General features: G+C 53.2%; 18 protein-coding genes and 1 tRNA gene. 7 read left to right on the top strand and 12 right to left on the bottom strand.

Features of this window, described 5'->3' with window-relative positions; all coding sequences use genetic code 11:
* Window positions 1-280: 280 nt before the first annotated feature.
* The 4 genes from argG to JO226_RS06515 all read left to right on the top strand — a co-directional run bounded on the left by argG (window position 281) and on the right by JO226_RS06515 (window position 4,349).
* Window positions 281-1,630, top strand: coding sequence for an argininosuccinate synthase (gene argG / locus JO226_RS06530; RefSeq protein ID WP_293535738.1), 1,350 nt, complete (start codon window positions 281-283; stop codon window positions 1,628-1,630).
* A 209-nt stretch (window positions 1,631-1,839) separates the two neighbouring features.
* Window positions 1,840-2,469 (top strand): winged helix-turn-helix transcriptional regulator, encoded by a 630-nt coding sequence (locus JO226_RS06525; protein ID WP_293535736.1) that lies wholly within the window; start codon window positions 1,840-1,842, stop codon window positions 2,467-2,469.
* A gap of 206 nt (window positions 2,470-2,675) precedes the next feature.
* Window positions 2,676-3,719, top strand: coding sequence for a porin OmpA (gene ompA / locus JO226_RS06520; protein ID WP_293535734.1), 1,044 nt, complete (start codon window positions 2,676-2,678; stop codon window positions 3,717-3,719).
* 78 nt (window positions 3,720-3,797) lie between these two features.
* A complete protein-coding gene (locus JO226_RS06515) occupies window positions 3,798-4,349 on the top strand; it encodes a YfaZ family outer membrane protein (protein WP_293535732.1) in 552 nt (183 codons plus the stop codon).
* 37 nt (window positions 4,350-4,386) lie between these two features.
* On the opposite strand, the gene JO226_RS06510 is transcribed toward JO226_RS06515, so the two are convergent.
* From JO226_RS06510 to rlmE, 7 genes are all read right to left on the bottom strand, one after another.
* The gene (locus JO226_RS06510) at window positions 4,387-4,794 is read right to left on the bottom strand and encodes a hypothetical protein (RefSeq protein WP_293535730.1); all 408 of its coding nucleotides are present in this window, start codon (window positions 4,792-4,794) and stop codon (window positions 4,387-4,389) included.
* Between the two features lie 142 nt (window positions 4,795-4,936).
* Window positions 4,937-5,023: transfer RNA gene (locus JO226_RS06505), tRNA-Leu, on the bottom strand.
* A 13-nt stretch (window positions 5,024-5,036) separates the two neighbouring features.
* A complete protein-coding gene (gene secG, locus JO226_RS06500) occupies window positions 5,037-5,366 on the bottom strand; it encodes a preprotein translocase subunit SecG (RefSeq protein ID WP_293535728.1) in 330 nt (109 codons plus the stop codon).
* 229 nt (window positions 5,367-5,595) lie between these two features.
* Complete coding sequence (gene glmM / locus JO226_RS06495; RefSeq protein ID WP_293535726.1) at window positions 5,596-6,933, bottom strand: phosphoglucosamine mutase; 1,338 nt, start codon at window positions 6,931-6,933, stop codon at window positions 5,596-5,598.
* Entirely contained in the window at window positions 6,926-7,774 is an 849-nt protein-coding gene (gene folP, locus JO226_RS06490) for a dihydropteroate synthase (protein ID WP_293535724.1), read from the bottom strand. The genes glmM and folP overlap by 8 nt, the downstream gene beginning before the upstream one ends.
* 98 nt (window positions 7,775-7,872) lie before the next feature.
* Entirely contained in the window at window positions 7,873-9,807 is a 1,935-nt protein-coding gene (gene ftsH, locus JO226_RS06485; protein ID WP_293535722.1) for an ATP-dependent zinc metalloprotease FtsH, read from the bottom strand.
* A 114-nt stretch (window positions 9,808-9,921) separates the two neighbouring features.
* Entirely contained in the window at window positions 9,922-10,551 is a 630-nt protein-coding gene (gene rlmE / locus JO226_RS06480; RefSeq protein WP_013364548.1) for a 23S rRNA (uridine(2552)-2'-O)-methyltransferase RlmE, read from the bottom strand.
* A 122-nt stretch (window positions 10,552-10,673) separates the two neighbouring features.
* Between rlmE and yhbY the strand changes: the two genes are divergently transcribed.
* Window positions 10,674-10,967 (top strand): ribosome assembly RNA-binding protein YhbY, encoded by a 294-nt coding sequence (gene yhbY, locus JO226_RS06475; protein WP_007369919.1) that lies wholly within the window; start codon window positions 10,674-10,676, stop codon window positions 10,965-10,967.
* 152 nt (window positions 10,968-11,119) lie between these two features.
* Here yhbY and greA read toward each other — a convergent pair whose 3' ends face one another.
* Complete coding sequence (greA, locus tag JO226_RS06470; protein ID WP_293535719.1) at window positions 11,120-11,596, bottom strand: transcription elongation factor GreA; 477 nt, start codon at window positions 11,594-11,596, stop codon at window positions 11,120-11,122.
* Between the two features lie 242 nt (window positions 11,597-11,838).
* Between greA and dacB the strand changes: the two genes are divergently transcribed.
* Window positions 11,839-13,272: a serine-type D-Ala-D-Ala carboxypeptidase gene (dacB, locus tag JO226_RS06465; protein WP_293535717.1), complete on the top strand. Its 1,434-nt coding sequence runs from the start codon at window positions 11,839-11,841 to the stop codon at window positions 13,270-13,272.
* A 51-nt stretch (window positions 13,273-13,323) separates the two neighbouring features.
* Here the strand turns inward: dacB and cgtA are convergent, their stop codons facing one another.
* The 4 genes from cgtA to rplU form a co-directional block, all read right to left on the bottom strand.
* Window positions 13,324-14,496, bottom strand: coding sequence for an Obg family GTPase CgtA (gene cgtA, locus JO226_RS06460; protein ID WP_293535715.1), 1,173 nt, complete (start codon window positions 14,494-14,496; stop codon window positions 13,324-13,326).
* Between the two features lie 15 nt (window positions 14,497-14,511).
* Complete coding sequence (locus tag JO226_RS06455; protein WP_293535713.1) at window positions 14,512-15,477, bottom strand: DMT family transporter; 966 nt, start codon at window positions 15,475-15,477, stop codon at window positions 14,512-14,514.
* 95 nt (window positions 15,478-15,572) lie between these two features.
* Complete coding sequence (rpmA, locus tag JO226_RS06450) at window positions 15,573-15,830, bottom strand: 50S ribosomal protein L27 (protein ID WP_013364542.1); 258 nt, start codon at window positions 15,828-15,830, stop codon at window positions 15,573-15,575.
* Between the two features lie 19 nt (window positions 15,831-15,849).
* Window positions 15,850-16,161, bottom strand: a complete 312-nt coding sequence (rplU, locus tag JO226_RS06445; RefSeq protein WP_003025032.1) for a 50S ribosomal protein L21 — start codon at window positions 16,159-16,161, stop codon at window positions 15,850-15,852.
* 256 nt (window positions 16,162-16,417) lie between these two features.
* Between rplU and ispB the strand changes: the two genes are divergently transcribed.
* Window positions 16,418-17,389, top strand: coding sequence for an octaprenyl diphosphate synthase (ispB, locus tag JO226_RS06440; RefSeq protein ID WP_293535659.1), 972 nt, complete (start codon window positions 16,418-16,420; stop codon window positions 17,387-17,389).
* The last annotated feature ends 37 nt before the right edge of the window (window positions 17,390-17,426 follow it).

Here is a 17,426-nt window from a genome sequence, read left to right as displayed (position 1 = left end):
GGATTTGGTACCGAGGACGGGACGTAAAATCGGCGTTCAGTATATTGAAGTATCGCCACCCGTGTCAACCTATTCATCCTGAGGGTAGCGTCAGCATAAAAAATCCGCTGTTATGCATAATATTAACGCATTGAGAAAACAAATTTTTCACGAAAAACACACGAATCTCTTCCCGTAATGGTGAAAAGGTGTTTAAATGAAAACTCACTTATTTTGCATAAAAATGCAATAGACGTTAAGCAATCACTCCATCATAGTCTGGCAATCAGGGTTTTACTTTATGACGACGATTCTCAAGCATCTTCCGGTTGGTCAACGTATTGGTATCGCTTTCTCCGGTGGTCTGGACACCAGCGCCGCCTTGCTGTGGATGCGAAAAAAAGGCGCTGTGCCGTATGCATACACGGCGAACCTGGGCCAGCCAGATGAAGAGGATTATGACGCGATTCCCCGCCGTGCGATGGAATATGGCGCAGAAAACGCCCGCCTGATCGATTGCCGTAAGCAGCTTGTCGCCGAAGGGATTGCCGCCATCCAGTGCGGTGCGTTCCATAACACCACGGGCGGACTAACCTACTTCAACACAACCCCGCTGGGGCGCGCCGTCACCGGTACCATGCTGGTCGCCGCGATGAAAGAAGATGGCGTAAACATCTGGGGCGACGGCAGCACCTATAAAGGCAATGATATTGAGCGTTTCTATCGCTACGGCCTGCTGACCAACGCCGAACTGAAAATTTACAAACCGTGGCTGGATACCGACTTTATCGACGAACTCGGCGGCCGTCAGGAAATGTCCGAGTTTATGATAGCCTGCGGTTTCGATTACAAAATGTCGGTTGAGAAAGCCTACTCCACCGATTCCAACATGCTGGGCGCGACGCATGAGGCGAAAGACCTCGAGTTTCTAAACTCCAGCGTCAAGATTGTAAACCCGATCATGGGCGTGAAGTTCTGGGACGAAAACGTGAAGATCCCGGCGGAAGAAGTGACGGTTCGCTTTGAAAAAGGCCATCCAGTGGCGCTGAACGGCAAAACCTTCAGCGACGATATCGAAATGATGATGGAGGCCAACCGTATTGGCGGCCGTCACGGATTAGGCATGAGCGATCAGATTGAAAACCGAATCATCGAAGCCAAAAGCCGCGGTATTTATGAGGCCCCGGGCATGGCGCTGCTGCATATCGCCTACGAGCGCCTGCTGACCGGTATCCATAACGAAGATACCATTGAGCAGTACCACGCCCATGGCCGTCAGTTAGGTCGTCTGCTGTATCAGGGCCGCTGGTTTGACTCTCAGGCGCTGATGCTGCGCGATGCTCTGCAGCGTTGGGTTGCGAGCGCCATCACCGGCGAGGTCACGCTTGAACTGCGCCGCGGCAACGACTATTCGATCCTCAATACCGTCTCGGACAACCTGACCTATAAGCCAGAGCGTCTGACTATGGAAAAAGGCGATTCCGTTTTCTCCCCGGACGACCGTATCGGGCAACTGACCATGCGCAATCTCGATATCACAGATACGCGTGAAAAATTGTTTACTTATGCCAATAGCGGGCTGCTCTCCGCGTCATCGGCTAACGGCCTGCCGCAGGTTGAAAACCTGGAATCAGGCAATAACCAGAAATAATCAGCAATAAAAAGTAACTCTTTCAAATACACGGGTCAGAAATTTCTGACCCGTGTATTTTTCTAAACTAAAAAAACTTTGCCAACGCCATATAACCTACTAAACTGGGCCGGTTTTGGGGTAATTTGCCTCTTCGCCTTCCATTGTGCATTTACATGCTCGTCTATCATTTCCGACGGAAGATATCATCATTTCTTATGAGGATTTCTATGCATATTTCGCAACCTGTACGACCGCAGCCCTCAATTGATCGACTGATTGCTGCGCTGGAACCACATGCTATCACGCTAAAATCAGTTGCCCGTAAAAAGCTCACCTGGGACTATAAAGGCGAGCCGCAGCTTTATCTTTTTAAAGAGGGTGAGATTTCCATTCTGCGGGCATCCGATGGGCTAGTGATGGTAACGGTTTACGAACCCCACCTGTTTGGCGTAGCAGAAATGCTGCAACCCATGCGTGGCCACGGTCTGCGTACAGAGGTTGAATCCACCGTATTGCGAATTGATGCTGATGTCGCCATCCGCATTTTTACCGAAAAGAACCTGTGGCAGGATGTTACTGCCCTGCTGGCGTACCATACCGCCTATATGGGGTATCGCGACACGCTGGTTTTGCAACAGCGCACCTATTCGGTCATTCGTAACCATCTGCTGGAAATGATCCTGCTGCCTGAAGAAACCCGCATGCGTACCTCAATGCTCGATTATATTCAGGACCGGACACATTTATCACGCAGCAGCGTATTAAATGTATTATCCGCACTCAAAAAAGGGAAATATATCCAATTTATCCGCGGCGGATATTTGCAAAGCATTACGACCCTGCCTGAAAAATTCTAACCCTACGACATCCACCGCCGCTTTAATATTTCAAGCGGTGGCGGCTTCCTTTCTGTTATAAATATATTTTGAAACAGTTAAAAACAATTTAAAAATAAACAAAGTAATCATTAACTGATTTAAAAAACATCGATATCTTAGCCGCTTGCGCTATAAGACTATTTCACGTGGTTTCGACTACGTTATAACAGATCCAGGGTTAGAAAATGAAAAAAACACTTGTCGCTCTGACAATTTTAAACGCTTGCACAATGTCCACGGCATTTGCTGCCGCTGATGCTGGTACCTGGTACGGCGGTGCAAAATTTGGCTGGTCCCATTATTTTGATACCAGCGCAAATAATGACTTCAATGACAATATTCGTCAGGCGACGGATATTGATATCAACCACGACAATGTCGGCGGTGGCTTCTTCGGCGGCTATCAGATTAATAATTGGCTGGCGGTTGAAGGCGGTTACGATTACCTCGGCAACATGCAGTTCAACGGCAACAACGGTGCCGTAGGCGGTAAAATGAAAAGCCAGGGTCTGCAGCTTTCTGTTAAAGCCAGCTATGACCTTTCCGATAGCTGGGATCTCTACGGTCGCGCAGGCGCCATGGGCTATCGTGCGGAAACCGAAACCGCGGGTCACAGCACCTTCGATACTGGCGTACGCCCGCTGCTGGCAGTCGGTACCGAGTACGCGTTCACCCCAAGCCTGGCTGGCCGCCTCGAATACCAGTGGGTCAGCAATGTGGGTAATGAAAACCAGATCGGCATGACCGCAGACATCAGCACTGTGACGGCGGGCATCGTCTACCGCTTTGGTCAAAATGCACCAGAGCCGGTTGTCGCGCCTGCGCCAGCACCGGCGCCAGTAGCTGCAGAGCCAAAAACCTTCAACCTGAAGTCTGACGTGATGTTCGGTTATGACTCCGCAACGCTGACAAACGAAGGCAAAGCGGCTATTAACCAGCTGTATCATTCTCCGGACCTGCAGTCTGCCACTGGCAATACCACCCTGGTCATTGGTTACAGCGACCGTACCGGCAGCGCTTCTTACAACCAGGCACTGTCCGCTCGTCGCGCCCAGGCCGTTGCTGAGCAGCTGGTCAGCCTCGGTATGTCTCCGGCAAACATCCAGACGGAAGGTCGCGGTGCGACAGACTCCGTCACGGGTAATACCTGCGATAACATGACCGGCAGCGCACTGAAAAACTGCCTGTCTCCTGATCGCCGTGTTGTGGTGCAGATCTCCGGCCAATAACACGCACGTAGCAGCAGACACCTTGTCTTACTTGCCCGATCGTCAGTATCGGGCTTTTTTTACCTGTAGGGACATACAATGAACACGCTCAAAACGAAAGCTGCGTTGCTGATAGCGGCGCTCACTGTTAGCGGGACTGCCAGCGCCGCTGTCAATCTTCACGGCGATGCAGGCGAAAACTACACCAACCTTTCCGCGACATTTGGCGGTAGCGAACCGGGTTTTACCTTCAACGGTAACTGGGCGCACAGCGATAACGATGGCGATATCGCCGGGTTGGGTATGGGATACAACTTCCCACTGGGCTCGCTCATTCTCACCCCTGGCGGACGCGCTGTTTATCTGAACCCCAATAATGGCGACGAGGGCTATGCCGTGGCTGTCGGCGTCGGCGCGCAATTGCCGTTAGGTGATTTCATTACGCTGATGGGGGAGTATTACTATTCGCCGGATTCGCTCTCAAGTGGTGTCGAAGACTACGTTGAAGCGAACGCCAGTGTACGTTTTAACCTCACCAAATCAATGAGCATTGATGCTGGCTATCGCTATATTGAGATGGCAGGTAAAGACGGTAACAAAGATAACACTCTGGCCGACGGCCCTTACGCGGGTTTCAACTTTAAGTTCTGATCGCGACATACGGTTGCCGCACTCCGGCAACCGTTTCTCAGGCATTCAGCGTCCACGGCTTCAGCGCCAGATTAATTGCCTTTAATCCCTCGATATTATTATCTTTACGGTATATCTCGTTCATCTCCGACATTTCTTCCAACTTCGACAATGCCGCATAAACATGGTGAACATCGCTGCTCGGGTCGAGCACTTCTGCTGGCTTTACATCCTGCAACCATTCACTTTTCAGCGAATAGCTAAGCTTAGAAATTTGCCGGGAGTTCGCCTGGTAAAATGAGGTGACGGATGCCTGCTCTGTGCTCGCTGCCGCGCTGTTATTCGCATGAACAACCGGAACGGCGGTACCGTTGATTTCATTGACGGTATTTAAAGAAGAAGACGAGCTGCTGCATCCCGCAATAGCGAATGCACCGGCAATAATAAAAGTTCTGTAAATATTCACGACGTCGTTTACCTGCATCAGTGACGTAAAAATAGACACAGACTTTATCGATTTTGCAGGGACACCGACCAGTGAAGATTTGTTTATTAATAAACGGCGGGAAAACAAAAAAGACGTCTTGCGACGTCTTTTTCTTAAATATTGGTACCGAGGACGGGACTTGAACCCGTAAGCCCAATCGGGCACTACCACCTCAAGGTAGCGTGTCTACCAATTCCACCACCTCGGCACAGAGTTACTGCTTAGTGCGGGATATCGCTGCTCGGCTGCGCCGGCGCTACTGGCTGAGTCTGCTCCGATTTCGGTGCAGTCAGATTTTCCCACTCGCTTCCTTTATTCGTCTTATTGGTATTGATATTGCCCAATGCCAGACTGATGATGAAGAACAGCGTCGCCAGAATCGCGGTCATGCGGGTCATGAAGTTACCAGAACCACTTGAACCAAACAGCGTAGCGGATGCGCCTGCTCCGAAGGAGGCTCCCATATCAGCGCCTTTACCCTGCTGCAGCATAATCAGACCTACGAGGCCAATCGCAACAATAAGGAAAACGACAAGAAGAGCTTCGTACATAATCAACCTGTTCCTTGCAGCATTACTGCATACCAATTGCTTCGACCAATAAAGCGGGAGGCGTTAACGTTTCCCACTGAAGCGGGTGTGAATACTAACCAAAGCGAATGGGCTTCGCAAGGGCAATTTAGCGCTATTGTATCAACTGCGGAAAAAAACAGCAAAGACGTCATTTTTGGCGAATAAAAAGGCGACTATTGTCGCCTTTTCAGACACTTCACAGGCGATATCAGACGGCTTTCACTGCATCGGCAATACGATGCGCGAACGCATTGACCTGCTCTTCATGCTCGCCTTCCACCATCACGCGAATCAACGGCTCAGTACCGGATTTACGCAGCAATACGCGCCCACGGTTACCCAGCGCGGCCTCCACTTCTGCGGTAACGGTTTTCACGCTCTCATGCTCCAGCGGGTTGTCTGTGCTGTTCTGGTAGCGAACATTCACTAATACCTGCGGGAACATTTTCATACCGCTGCACAGATCATGCAGGGTCATATGATTGCGGGCCATCGCGGCAACGACCTGCAAACTCGCGACAATACCGTCGCCGGTAGTGGTTTGATCCAGCAAAATCACATGGCCGGAGTTTTCCGCGCCGATGCGCCAGCCTTTTTCCTGCAGTTTTTCAAGCACGTAGCGGTCGCCCACTTTCGCGCGGGCAAATGGAATGCCCAGCTGTTTCAGCGCCAGCTCGAGCCCCATGTTGCTCATCAGAGTACCCACCGCGCCGCCGCGCAGCTGCCCCTGGCGCAGAGCCTCACGGGCAATAATGTAGAGGATCTGGTCGCCATCGACTTTGTTCCCTTCGTGGTCAACCATAATCACGCGGTCGCCGTCACCGTCATAGGCGATACCCAGATGGGCCTTTTCCGCCAGCACGCGCGCCTGAAGGGCCCGTACATCCGTTGCCCCCACCTCTTCATTGATGTTAACGCCGTTCGGCTCACAGCCGATCGTGATAACTTTAGCGCCCAGCTCGCGAAAAACATTCGGCGCGATGTGGTAGGTGGCGCCGTTGGCGCAATCGAGCACAATTTTCAGATCGTTGAGATCTAATTCATTCGGGAAGGTGCCTTTACAGAATTCGATATAGCGACCAGCAGCATCAACGATGCGGTTGGCTTTGCCTAACTCGGCAGAATCAACACAGCTGATCTCTTTTTCCAGCTCATCCTCAATCGCTTTTTCGATGTCATCCGGAAGCTTAGTGCCTTCGGTAGAGAAGAACTTAATGCCGTTATCGTAGAACGGATTGTGTGAAGCAGAGATAACTATCCCGGCTTCCGCACGGAAAGCACGCGTCAGGTAAGCAACGGCAGGCGTTGGCATCGGGCCCGTAAAAGAGGCAGACAAACCGGCCGCCGCGAGGCCCGCTTCAAGCGCGGATTCCAGCATATAGCCGGATATACGCGTATCTTTACCGATAATGACCTTACGAGAACCGTGACGGGCCAGAACCTTCCCGGCGGCCCAACCCAGTTTAAGAACAAAATCAGGGGTAATAGGGGCATCGCCAACACGACCGCGGATCCCATCGGTGCCAAAATATTTACGGTTACTCATAGTATTTGTGTTCCCTCCCGGAAAGTGTGGCTTCCACCACGCGCAACGCTTCTACAGTTTCTTTGACGTCATGGACACGGATAATTTGCGCGCCCTGCATTGCCGCAATCACGGCGCACGCCAGACTGCCGCTCAATCGCTCGGACGGACCGACGTTCAACAGTTGGCCCACCATCGATTTACGCGACATACCCACTAACAGCGGCAGACCGAAGTGATGAAACTCAGACAGCCGTGCGAGAAGCGCATAGTTATGAGCAAGATTTTTACCGAAACCAAACCCCGGGTCGAGCAGCAATTTTGATTTTGGGATTCCCGCCTGCTCACAGCGCGCGATATGCTCAATAAAGAAACGATTGACGTCCTCATAGACGTCATCGTACTTCGGCGCTTCCTGCATGGTTTTAGGTTGACCCTGCATGTGCATGAGGCACACCGGCAAACCGGTTTCCGCTGCCGCTTCCAGCGCGCCGGGCTCAGTTAACGAACGAATATCGTTAATGATATGCGCGCCAGCCCGTGCGGATTCGCGGATCACTTCCGGTTTTGAGGTATCGATAGAGATCCACACCTCAAACCGCTGAGCCAGCGCTTCCACCACCGGAATAACCCTTGAAAGTTCTTCATCCACGCTCACATCGGCGGCGCCTGGACGGGTGGACTCCCCGCCGACATCGATAATCGTCGCACCGGCGTTGATCATCAGATTGGCATGCTTAACAGCGTCCACAAGCTGATTGTGCGTCCCTCCATCCGAAAAGGAATCGGGGGTCACATTGAGGATCCCCATGACGTGCGGATGAGAAAGATCGAGGGTGGTGTCCTGAGCGAAGAGTTTCATGACAATGTCCCTGGTAAAACGTTAAAGAGAAAAGAAAAACCCCGGGGCAAGCCCCAGGGTTTTAACAGGTAACGACAGAATATCCCAAGGCGGAGATCTTACTTGTCGTCCAGATGTTCTGACATCGTGTTGCCCGGATTGGTCGTACGCGGTTCATCAACCGGACGCGGCGCACGCGGGGTACCGTTGTTATCAGAGTTATTGGACGTAGCAGGATCTTCCCAGCCCGCTGGCGGACGCACATCACGACGCGCCATCAGGTCGTCGATCTGCGGTGCGTCGATGGTCTCATATTTCATGAGCGCATCTTTCATCGCATGCAGGATATCCATGTTGTCATTCAGGATCTGACGTGCGCGACCGTAGTTACGTTCGATCAGCGCTTTCACCTCCTGGTCGATGATACGCGCGGTCTCATCGGACATATGTTTTGCTTTCGCGACGCTACGGCCGAGGAAAACTTCGCCTTCTTCTTCTGCATACAGCAGCGGACCGAGTTTGTCGGAGAAGCCCCATTGGGTCACCATGTTACGCGCCAGGTTGGTCGCGACCTTAATGTCGTTCGACGCACCGGTAGAAACATGCTCTACGCCGTAGATGATCTCTTCCGCCAGACGACCGCCGTACAGGGTCGAAATCTGGCTTTCCAGCTTCTGACGGCTGGCGCTAATCGCATCGCCTTCCGGCAGGAAGAAGGTGACGCCCAGCGCGCGACCGCGCGGAATAATCGTCACTTTGTGCACTGGGTCGTGTTCCGGCACCAGACGACCGATGATCGCATGGCCCGCTTCATGGTAAGCGGTGGATTCTTTCTGCGCTTCCGTCATCACCATGGAGCGACGTTCCGCACCCATCATGATTTTGTCTTTCGCTTTTTCGAACTCAACCATCGATACCACGCGCTTGTTGCCGCGTGCAGCAAACAGCGCCGCTTCGTTCACCAGGTTTGCGAGATCCGCACCGGAGAAGCCCGGCGTGCCGCGCGCGATAATCGCAGCATCGACATCCGGCGCCAGCGGTACGCGACGCATATGTACTTTCAGAATCTGCTCACGACCGCGAACATCCGGCAGGCCAACCACAACCTGACGGTCGAAACGACCAGGACGCAGCAGCGCAGGGTCAAGGACGTCAGGGCGGTTTGTCGCCGCGATAACGATGATCCCTTCATTGCCTTCGAAGCCGTCCATCTCAACCAGCATCTGGTTCAGCGTTTGTTCACGTTCATCATGACCACCGCCCAGACCGGCGCCACGCTGGCGGCCGACGGCGTCGATTTCATCGATGAAGATAATGCACGGCGCCGCCTTCTTGGCCTGTTCGAACATGTCACGCACACGAGATGCACCGACACCCACGAACATTTCCACAAAGTCAGAACCGGAAATCGTAAAGAATGGCACCTTCGCTTCACCGGCGATAGCCTTCGCCAGCAGCGTTTTACCGGTACCCGGAGGGCCGACCATCAGGACGCCTTTCGGGATTTTACCGCCCAGTTTCTGGAAACGGCTCGGCTCGCGCAGGTACTCCACCAGTTCGGCCACTTCCTCTTTTGCCTCGTCACAGCCCGCAACGTCGGCAAAGGTGGTTTTGATCTGGTCTTCGGTCAGCATGCGCGCCTTACTCTTGCCGAACGACATGGCGCCTTTACCGCCGCCGCCCTGCATCTGCCGCATGAAGAAAATCCAGACGCCAATCAGCAGCAGCATCGGGAACCAGGAAATGAAGATAGAAGCCAGCAGGCTCGGCTCTTCAGGCGGTTCACCAACCACTTTCACGTTCTTGGTCAGCAGGTTATCAAGCAGCTTCGGATCGTTAACCGGAATGTAAGTCGTGTAACGGTTACTATCTTTCTTGGTAACGTTGATCTCACGTCCGTTGATACGCGCTTCGCGAACCTGATCCTGATTGACCTCCTGCAGGAAGGTAGAGTAATCCACCTTACGGCCATTAGACTCGCTGGGCCCAAAGCTCTGGAACACGGACATCAGCACGACTGCGATGACCAGCCAGAGTATTAGGTTTTTCGCCATGTCACTCAAGGGATTAACCTCTTATTACAACTGTGTTAATAACAGCGTCAGGTTACTCTATATCCGCCAAAATTCAAACCGCAGCTTCGAAAGCTGCCGTCCGGCATCCGTCGGTTATGGTTTTCGCCCGGTCGCTACAATGTACACTTCGCGTGAACGCGCACGCGAAGAGTCCGGCTTACGAACTTTAACCGTCGTAAACAGGGAGCGAATTTCCCTAAGATACTCATCGAAACCTTCGCCCTGGAACACCTTCACTAAAAAGCTGCCGCCCGGTGCCAGGACATCCCGACACATCTGCAACGCCAGCTCCACCAGGTACATGGCGCGGGGGATATCCACCGCCGGTGTTCCGCTCATGTTTGGTGCCATATCTGACATGACAACTTGTACTTTACTATCACCCACGCGTTCGAGTAACGCTTTCAGAACTAATTCATCACGAAAATCGCCCTGAAGGAAGTCCACACCAACGATAGGATCCATAGGTAAAAGATCGCATGCGATGATGCGGCCATTACCCCCGATCTGCGTTACCGCGTACTGTGACCAGCCCCCCGGTGCCGCACCGAGATCGACGACCGTCATCCCCGGTTTAAAAAGTTTGTCACTTTGCTGTATTTCATCAAGTTTAAACCAGGCACGGGAACGTAACCCCTTTTTCTGCGCCTGTTGAACATATTTGTCGCTAAAGTGTTCCTGGAGCCAGCGACTGGAGCTGGCAGAACGCTTTTTACCTGTCATTTCACATTCCATCCGGGTTCATCGTGTCCAGCGACGTAAATTTCGACGCGGCAATTTGGCGATATTAGGGAGATGGCGGTAGAATGAACCGTTTTCAATCCCAACGTAAGCAAAAATATACGATGAATCTGAGTACTAAACAAAAACAGCACCTGAAAGGTCTGGCACATCCGCTCAAGCCAGTAGTTATGCTTGGCAATAATGGTTTGACCGAAGGGGTGCTGGCCGAGATTGAACAAGCGTTAGAGCACCATGAACTCATCAAGGTGAAGATCGCCTCTGAAGACCGCGAAACCAAAACCCTGATCGTGGAAGCTATCGTACGCGAAACCGGCGCCTGTAACGTACAGGTCATCGGTAAAACGCTGGTGCTTTATCGCCCGACCGCAGAGCGAAAAATCTCGCTGCCACGCTAAGAATATCCTCAGTTAAACACGATTTCTGTGTAAAACGAGGGATTTGCGCAAACAGACGAGCAAAATGCCACGCTCTTGACGTTGATAAAAGGCCGCTATGCGGCCTTTTTCTTATCTTTACATTGTCGTAACGCTTACGCGATACGCCAGCATTACTGGTAGTCAACCTTAACGATTTCGTATTCCACTTCACCGCCTGGGGTGCGAATGATAACGACGTCGTCCTGCTCTTTCCCCACCAGACCGCGTGCGATCGGCGAGTTAACCGAGATCAGGTTCTGTTTGAAGTCGGCCTCGTCATCACCCACGATGCGATATGACTGCTCTTCGTCGCTGTCCAGGTTCAGCACCGTGACGGTGGAGCCAAAGATCACGCGCCCGTTGTTCGGCATTTTGCTGATATCGATAACCTGCGCATTCGACAGCTTCGCTTCGATATCCTTGATACGGCCTTCACAGAAGCCCTGCTGTTCACGCGCAGCGTGGTACTCCGCGTTTTCTTTCAGATCGCCGTGCTCACGCGCTTCGGCAATGGCGGCGATGATTTCAGGGCGACGAACGGATTTCAGGTACTCCAGTTCTTCGCGCAGTTTGTCGGCACCACGTAAGGTCATCGGAATAGCTTGCATTAGTTATACCTCTTTCATCATTCCTTCAGGCGCAGCATACCGCTGCCCCCGCTATCTTCCCGGGCCACAGTGGGCAGGAAAGAAGCAAAAAGAAAACTGACCCGGACACAAAATTCCAGGCCAGCAGCAATTTTTTTGTTTGATACGCATTTTACCCTGAAGTTCACTATGGGTCATCGTTTACTTTACAGGGCGATGCGCCGTAGTATGACGGCTTGTTTCCAGGTTGTTAGCGCGAGATTATGCGATTTTCCAGATTTATCATCGGATTGACCACCAGTTTAGCATTTAGCGTTCAGGCCGCGAACGTTGAGGAGTATATTAACCAACTCCCCGCGGGCGCAAACCTTGCCCTTATGGTGCAGAAAGTCGGGTCGCAGACGCCGGAGATAGATTATCACGGGCAACAAATGGCGCTACCCGCCAGTACCCAGAAGGTGATCACCGCCCTCGCCGCCCTGCTACAGCTTGGCCCTGATTTTCGCTTCACTACCACGCTTGAAACCAAAGGCAGCCTGAATGGCGGCGTCCTGAAAGGCGACCTGATTGCACGCTTTGGCGGCGATCCTACGCTAAAACGCCAGGATCTTCGCAATATGGTCGCCGTGCTGAAAAAGTCGGGCGTACAGCAAATCGATGGCAACATCCTGATTGATACCTCCGTTTTCGCCAGCCACGATAAAGCTCCGGGCTGGCCGTGGAACGACTTAACCCAGTGTTTTAGCGCACCGCCCGCAGCGGCTATTGTCGATCGTAACTGTTTTTCTGTTTCACTCTACAGCGCGCAAAAACCGGGCGATCTGGCGTTCATCCGCGTGGCGTCATATTACCCGGTCACCATGTTCAGCCAAGTTCGCACGCTGGCTCGTGGCTCAGGCGATGCGCAGTACTGTGAGCTGGACGTCGTTCCCGGCGACTTAAACCGCTATACGCTGACTGGCTGCCTGCCGCAGCGCACCGACCCGCTGCCGCTGGCCTTCGCCATTCAGGACGGCGCCAGCTATGCAGGCGCTATCCTCAAAGACGAGCTCAAGCAGGCAGGCATCACCTGGACCGGCACGCTGCTGCGTCAGACGCTTCCTGGCGACCCTGGAACGGTTATCGCCAGCAAACAGTCCGCGCCGCTGCATGACCTGCTGAAGGTAATGCTGAAAAAATCGGACAACATGATTGCCGATACGGTCTTCCGCACCATTGGCCATGCCCGTTTTGGCGTGCCCGGCACCTGGCGAGCGGGTTCCGATGCGGTACGGCAGATTCTGCGTCAGCAGGCGGGCGTTGAGCTGGGCAATACCATCATCGCCGATGGTTCCGGTTTGTCCCGCCACAACCTGATCGCACCGGCGACGATGATGCAGGTGCTGCAGTACATCGCTCAGCACGACAGCCAGCTGGATTTCATTTCCATGCTGCCGCTGGCGGGCTACGACGGTTCTTTGCAGTACCGTGCGGGTCTGCATCAGGCAGGGGTCGATGGTAAGGTGTCGGCGAAAACCGGCTCTCTGCAAGGGGTTTACAACCTGGCCGGATTCATCACCACGGCGAGCGGACAGCGGATGGCGTTCGTGCAGTATCTGTCGGGTTATGCGGTAGAACCTGCCGATCAGCGCAACCGACGTATCCCGCTGGTGCGTTTTGAAAGCCGGTTGTACAAGGATCTTTACCAGAACAACTAAGCGAAAAAAAAGGCTCCCGACGGGAGCCTTTTCGTTATGAGACGCAGAGAATCAGCGCTTATAGATGAATTCGACGCCTTCTTCGTCGTCTTCATCCCAGTCGTCATCCCAGTCTTCGTCGTCTTCCACTTCCGCTTCTTCAAGCTGCTGACGATGATAGTCATCCCACATAAACTCCACTTTTTCAGGCTGCTGCTCTTCTTGCGCCTGAACAATGGGGTTTTCGATGATGAACGTCATCACATCCCAGCACAGCTCTTTTACGCCCACCTGGCTTGCTGCGGAGATCAGGTAATACTTCTCTTCCCAGCCCATGGCTTCAGCAATCGCCTTCGCTTTGGCTTCCGCCTCCGCTTTATCCATCAGGTCGATTTTGTTGAAGACCAGCCAGCGCGGTTTAGCCGCCAGCTTATCGCTGTATTTTTCCAGCTCGCCGATGATAATGCGGGCGTTTTCCACCGGATCGGAACCGTCGATAGGATCGATATCGATCAGGTGCAGCAGAACGCGACAACGCTCAAGGTGCTTCAGGAAGCGAATACCCAGGCCAGCGCCTTCCGCGGCGCCTTCGATAAGCCCCGGAATATCCGCGACCACAAAGCTCTTCTCGTTATCCATGCGTACGACACCGAGGCTTGGCACCAGGGTGGTAAACGGATAATCCGCCACTTTCGGTTTGGCTGCGGAAACGGCGCGAATAAAGGTCGATTTCCCGGCGTTCGGCATGCCCAGCATCCCGACGTCGGCCAGCAGCATCAGCTCCAGTTGCAGGTCGCGCTTATCGCCCGGCGTACCCATGGTTTTCTGGCGCGGCGTACGGTTAACGGACGACTTAAAGCGGGTGTTGCCCAGACCGTGCCAACCGCCTTTGGCGACCATCAGACGCTGACCGTGTTTTGTCATGTCGCCCATTGTTTCGCCAGTGCCCTGATCGATAACGCGGGTACCGACCGGGACTTTAACCGTCACATCTTTACCCCGTTTACCGGTACAGTCACGGCTCTGACCATTCTGGCCGCGCTCAGCGCGGAAAGACTTCTCGAAACGGTAATCAATGAGCGTATTGAGGTTCTCATCCGCTTCCAGCCAGACGTCGCCGCCATCGCCGCCGTCACCGCCGTCAGGGCCCCCTTTCGGGATATATTTTTCACGGCGGAAACTCACACAACCATTACCACCGTCCCCGGCCACAACCAGGATTGTTGCTTCATCAACAAACTTCATCTTACTCTCCGTAAATCATTCGCCTGAGCGGGGTAACGGTACTACCGCTTCACGCTTACGCCACCGTCCCCACAGACGATGACCAATGGCGGAATACATCGCGCCCGCAACCACGACAAACGCACCGAGGTAACCTAAAAGGTTCAACATCGGTCTGGCGAAGACATCGGGCCAGGCCACAGATAACAAATCTGAAAACAACAGCGTAAACAACGGCGTCAGCGTGATCAGCGCGCTCACCTGCGCCGCCTGCCAGCGCGCCATCGCTTCCGCCAACGCGCCGTACCCGACCAGGGTATTCAGACCGCAGAAAACGAGGCAGGCTAACTGCCACTCGTTCAGGGCTTGAATCTTCGCCGGATCGGCCAGCGGCAGCAACGCTATCGTACATAAAGTGTACAGCAAAAAGAGGATCTGCTGTGAAGCCAGACGGCGCAATAACACCTTTTGCGCGACGCCATAGGTCACCCAGACCGTCGCCGCCCCGACGCCGAAAATGACGCCCCATGTGTAATCGGTCAGGCGGGTAAAAATCTCTATCAGGCTGGTGTTAAAGAACATCACCATGCCGCAGAGCAACATCATCGCACCCACAATTTGGGTTCCGCGCATCTTCTCTTTAAGAATGACGACGCTTGCCACCATCATCCCCACGGGTGAGAGTTGACCTATCACCTGTGACGCCGTTGGGTTGAGATACTGCAGGGAAGAGCTGAACAGAATAAAGTTGCCGAACAGCCCGCCTGTCGCGATCGCCAACAACACCAGCCAGCGAGGCTTACGGAACAGCTGTAGCGGCGGCAGCTTACCTCTGATGGTCAGAATGGCCCCAAGACCGATACTCGCCATCAGGAAGCGGTAAAACACGATGGTGGGAGGCTCCATGACCTCCAGCACCTGTTTCATTGCAATTGGCAGCGCTCCCCAACACATCGCCGTGGTGAGAGCCAAAAGAATACCAATGCCCGCCTGCTGCTTCATGCCCGTTTTCCCTACAGAAAATTTTCCGGACTTCTAATGTAAAAAGCCCCGCAACGTGTTGCGGGGCTTTCATCCGTTACCGGGACGCGAAAAACTTATTCAGCAACAATGCTGATGAACTTACGGTTTTTCGGGCCTTTAACTTCGAATTTCACTTTACCGTCTGCTTTAGCAAACAGAGTGTGGTCGCGACCGCAACCTACGTTAGTACCAGCGTGGAATTTGGTGCCACGCTGACGAACGATGATGCTACCCGCCAGAACGGATTCGCCACCGAAACGCTTAACGCCCAGGCGTTTAGCTTCTGAATCGCGACCGTTACGAGTGGAGCCGCCAGCCTTTTTATGTGCCATTTAAATCTCTCCTCAGGTCTTAGGCGCTGATGCCAGTAATTTTCACATCAGTGAACCACTGACGATGGCCCTGCTGCTTACGGTAGTGTTTACGACGACGAAACTTAACGATTTTAACTTTCTCGCCACGACCGTGAGCAACAACTTCAGCTTTGATAACGCCGCCATCAACGAAAGGAACGCCGATTTTGACTTCTTCACCGTTTGCGATCATCAGAACTTCAGCGAATTCAACAGATTCGCCAGTTGCGATGTCCAGCTTTTCCAGGCGAACGGTCTGACCTTCGCTTACTCGGTGTTGTTTACCACCACTTTGGAAAACCGCGTACATATAAACTCCGCTTCCGCGCACATCCTCGTGTGATTCAGAGTGCGCTATAAATATTCACAATAGGGCGCGAATATTACGCAAAACGAGAGCCTTTGACAAGTCCGATCGTCAATCCATGAAGAAAAAAAACACAACGCGCAAGGTATCGTTTATCTGCGTCGTTTTTTCAGTACAATCGGGGCTACAATTGTAACCCAGACTCTACGTTATCCCTTTTGGATAAGCGGTAAACAGGACCTTTAGCCCGGCATTTGCGATGAATTTAGAAAAAATCAATGAGTTAACCGCGCAAGATATGGCGGGTGTCAATGCGGCAATCCTTGAGCAACTCAATTCAGACGTCCAACTGATTAATCAGTTAGGTTACTACATCGTCAGCGGCGGCGGTAAACGCATCCGTCCGATGATCGCGGTGCTGGCGGCGAGAGCCGTGGGCTATCAGGGTAATGCACACGTCACGATTGCGGCGCTCATCGAGTTTATCCACACCGCCACGCTATTGCATGACGATGTTGTGGATGAATCAGATATGCGCCGCGGCAAAGCCACTGCGAATGCGGCATTCGGCAATGCGGCAAGCGTGCTGGTCGGCGACTTCATCTACACCCGCGCCTTTCAGATGATGACAAGTCTCGGGTCGCTAAAAATCCTTGAGGTGATGTCCGAAGCGGTGAACGTGATTGCAGAAGGCGAAGTTCTGCAGTTGATGAACGTTAACGACCCGGATATCACCGAAGAGAGCTACATGCGGGTGATTTACAGCAAAACCGCGCGTCTGTTTGAAGCGGCGGCGCAGTGTTCCGGCCTGCTGGCGGACTGTTCAGACGAACAAGAGAAAGGCCTGCAGGATTATGGCCGCTATCTTGGCACCGCCTTCCAGCTTATCGACGATTTACTGGACTACAGTTCCGATGGCGAGACGCTGGGTAAAAACGTGGGCGACGACCTCAATGAAGGCAAGCCGACGCTCCCGCTGCTCCACGCGATGCGTCACGGTTCAGCGGCGCAATCAGCGATGATTCGTCAGGCGATTGAAGAAGGCAACGGCCGCCATTTACTGGAGCCGGTGCTGGAAGCGATGGCCGATTGCGGATCGCTTGAATGGACGCGCCAGCGCGCCGAAGAAGAAGCCGACAAAGCGATTGCCGCGCTCAGCGTGTTGCCCGATACCCCCTGGCGTGACGCGCTCATTTCCCTGGCGCACATCGCCGTACAACGCGATCGTTAATCCCTTCCCGCGCACTGCGCGGGAAAGTTCCAATAAA

It is taken from the genome of Pluralibacter sp., from assembly GCF_019237635.1.
GTDB lineage: Bacteria > Pseudomonadota > Gammaproteobacteria > Enterobacterales > Enterobacteriaceae > Enterobacter_B.
The sequence above is the reverse complement of the archived record's forward strand: the minus strand, read 5'-3'. Positions and strand labels throughout refer to the sequence as shown.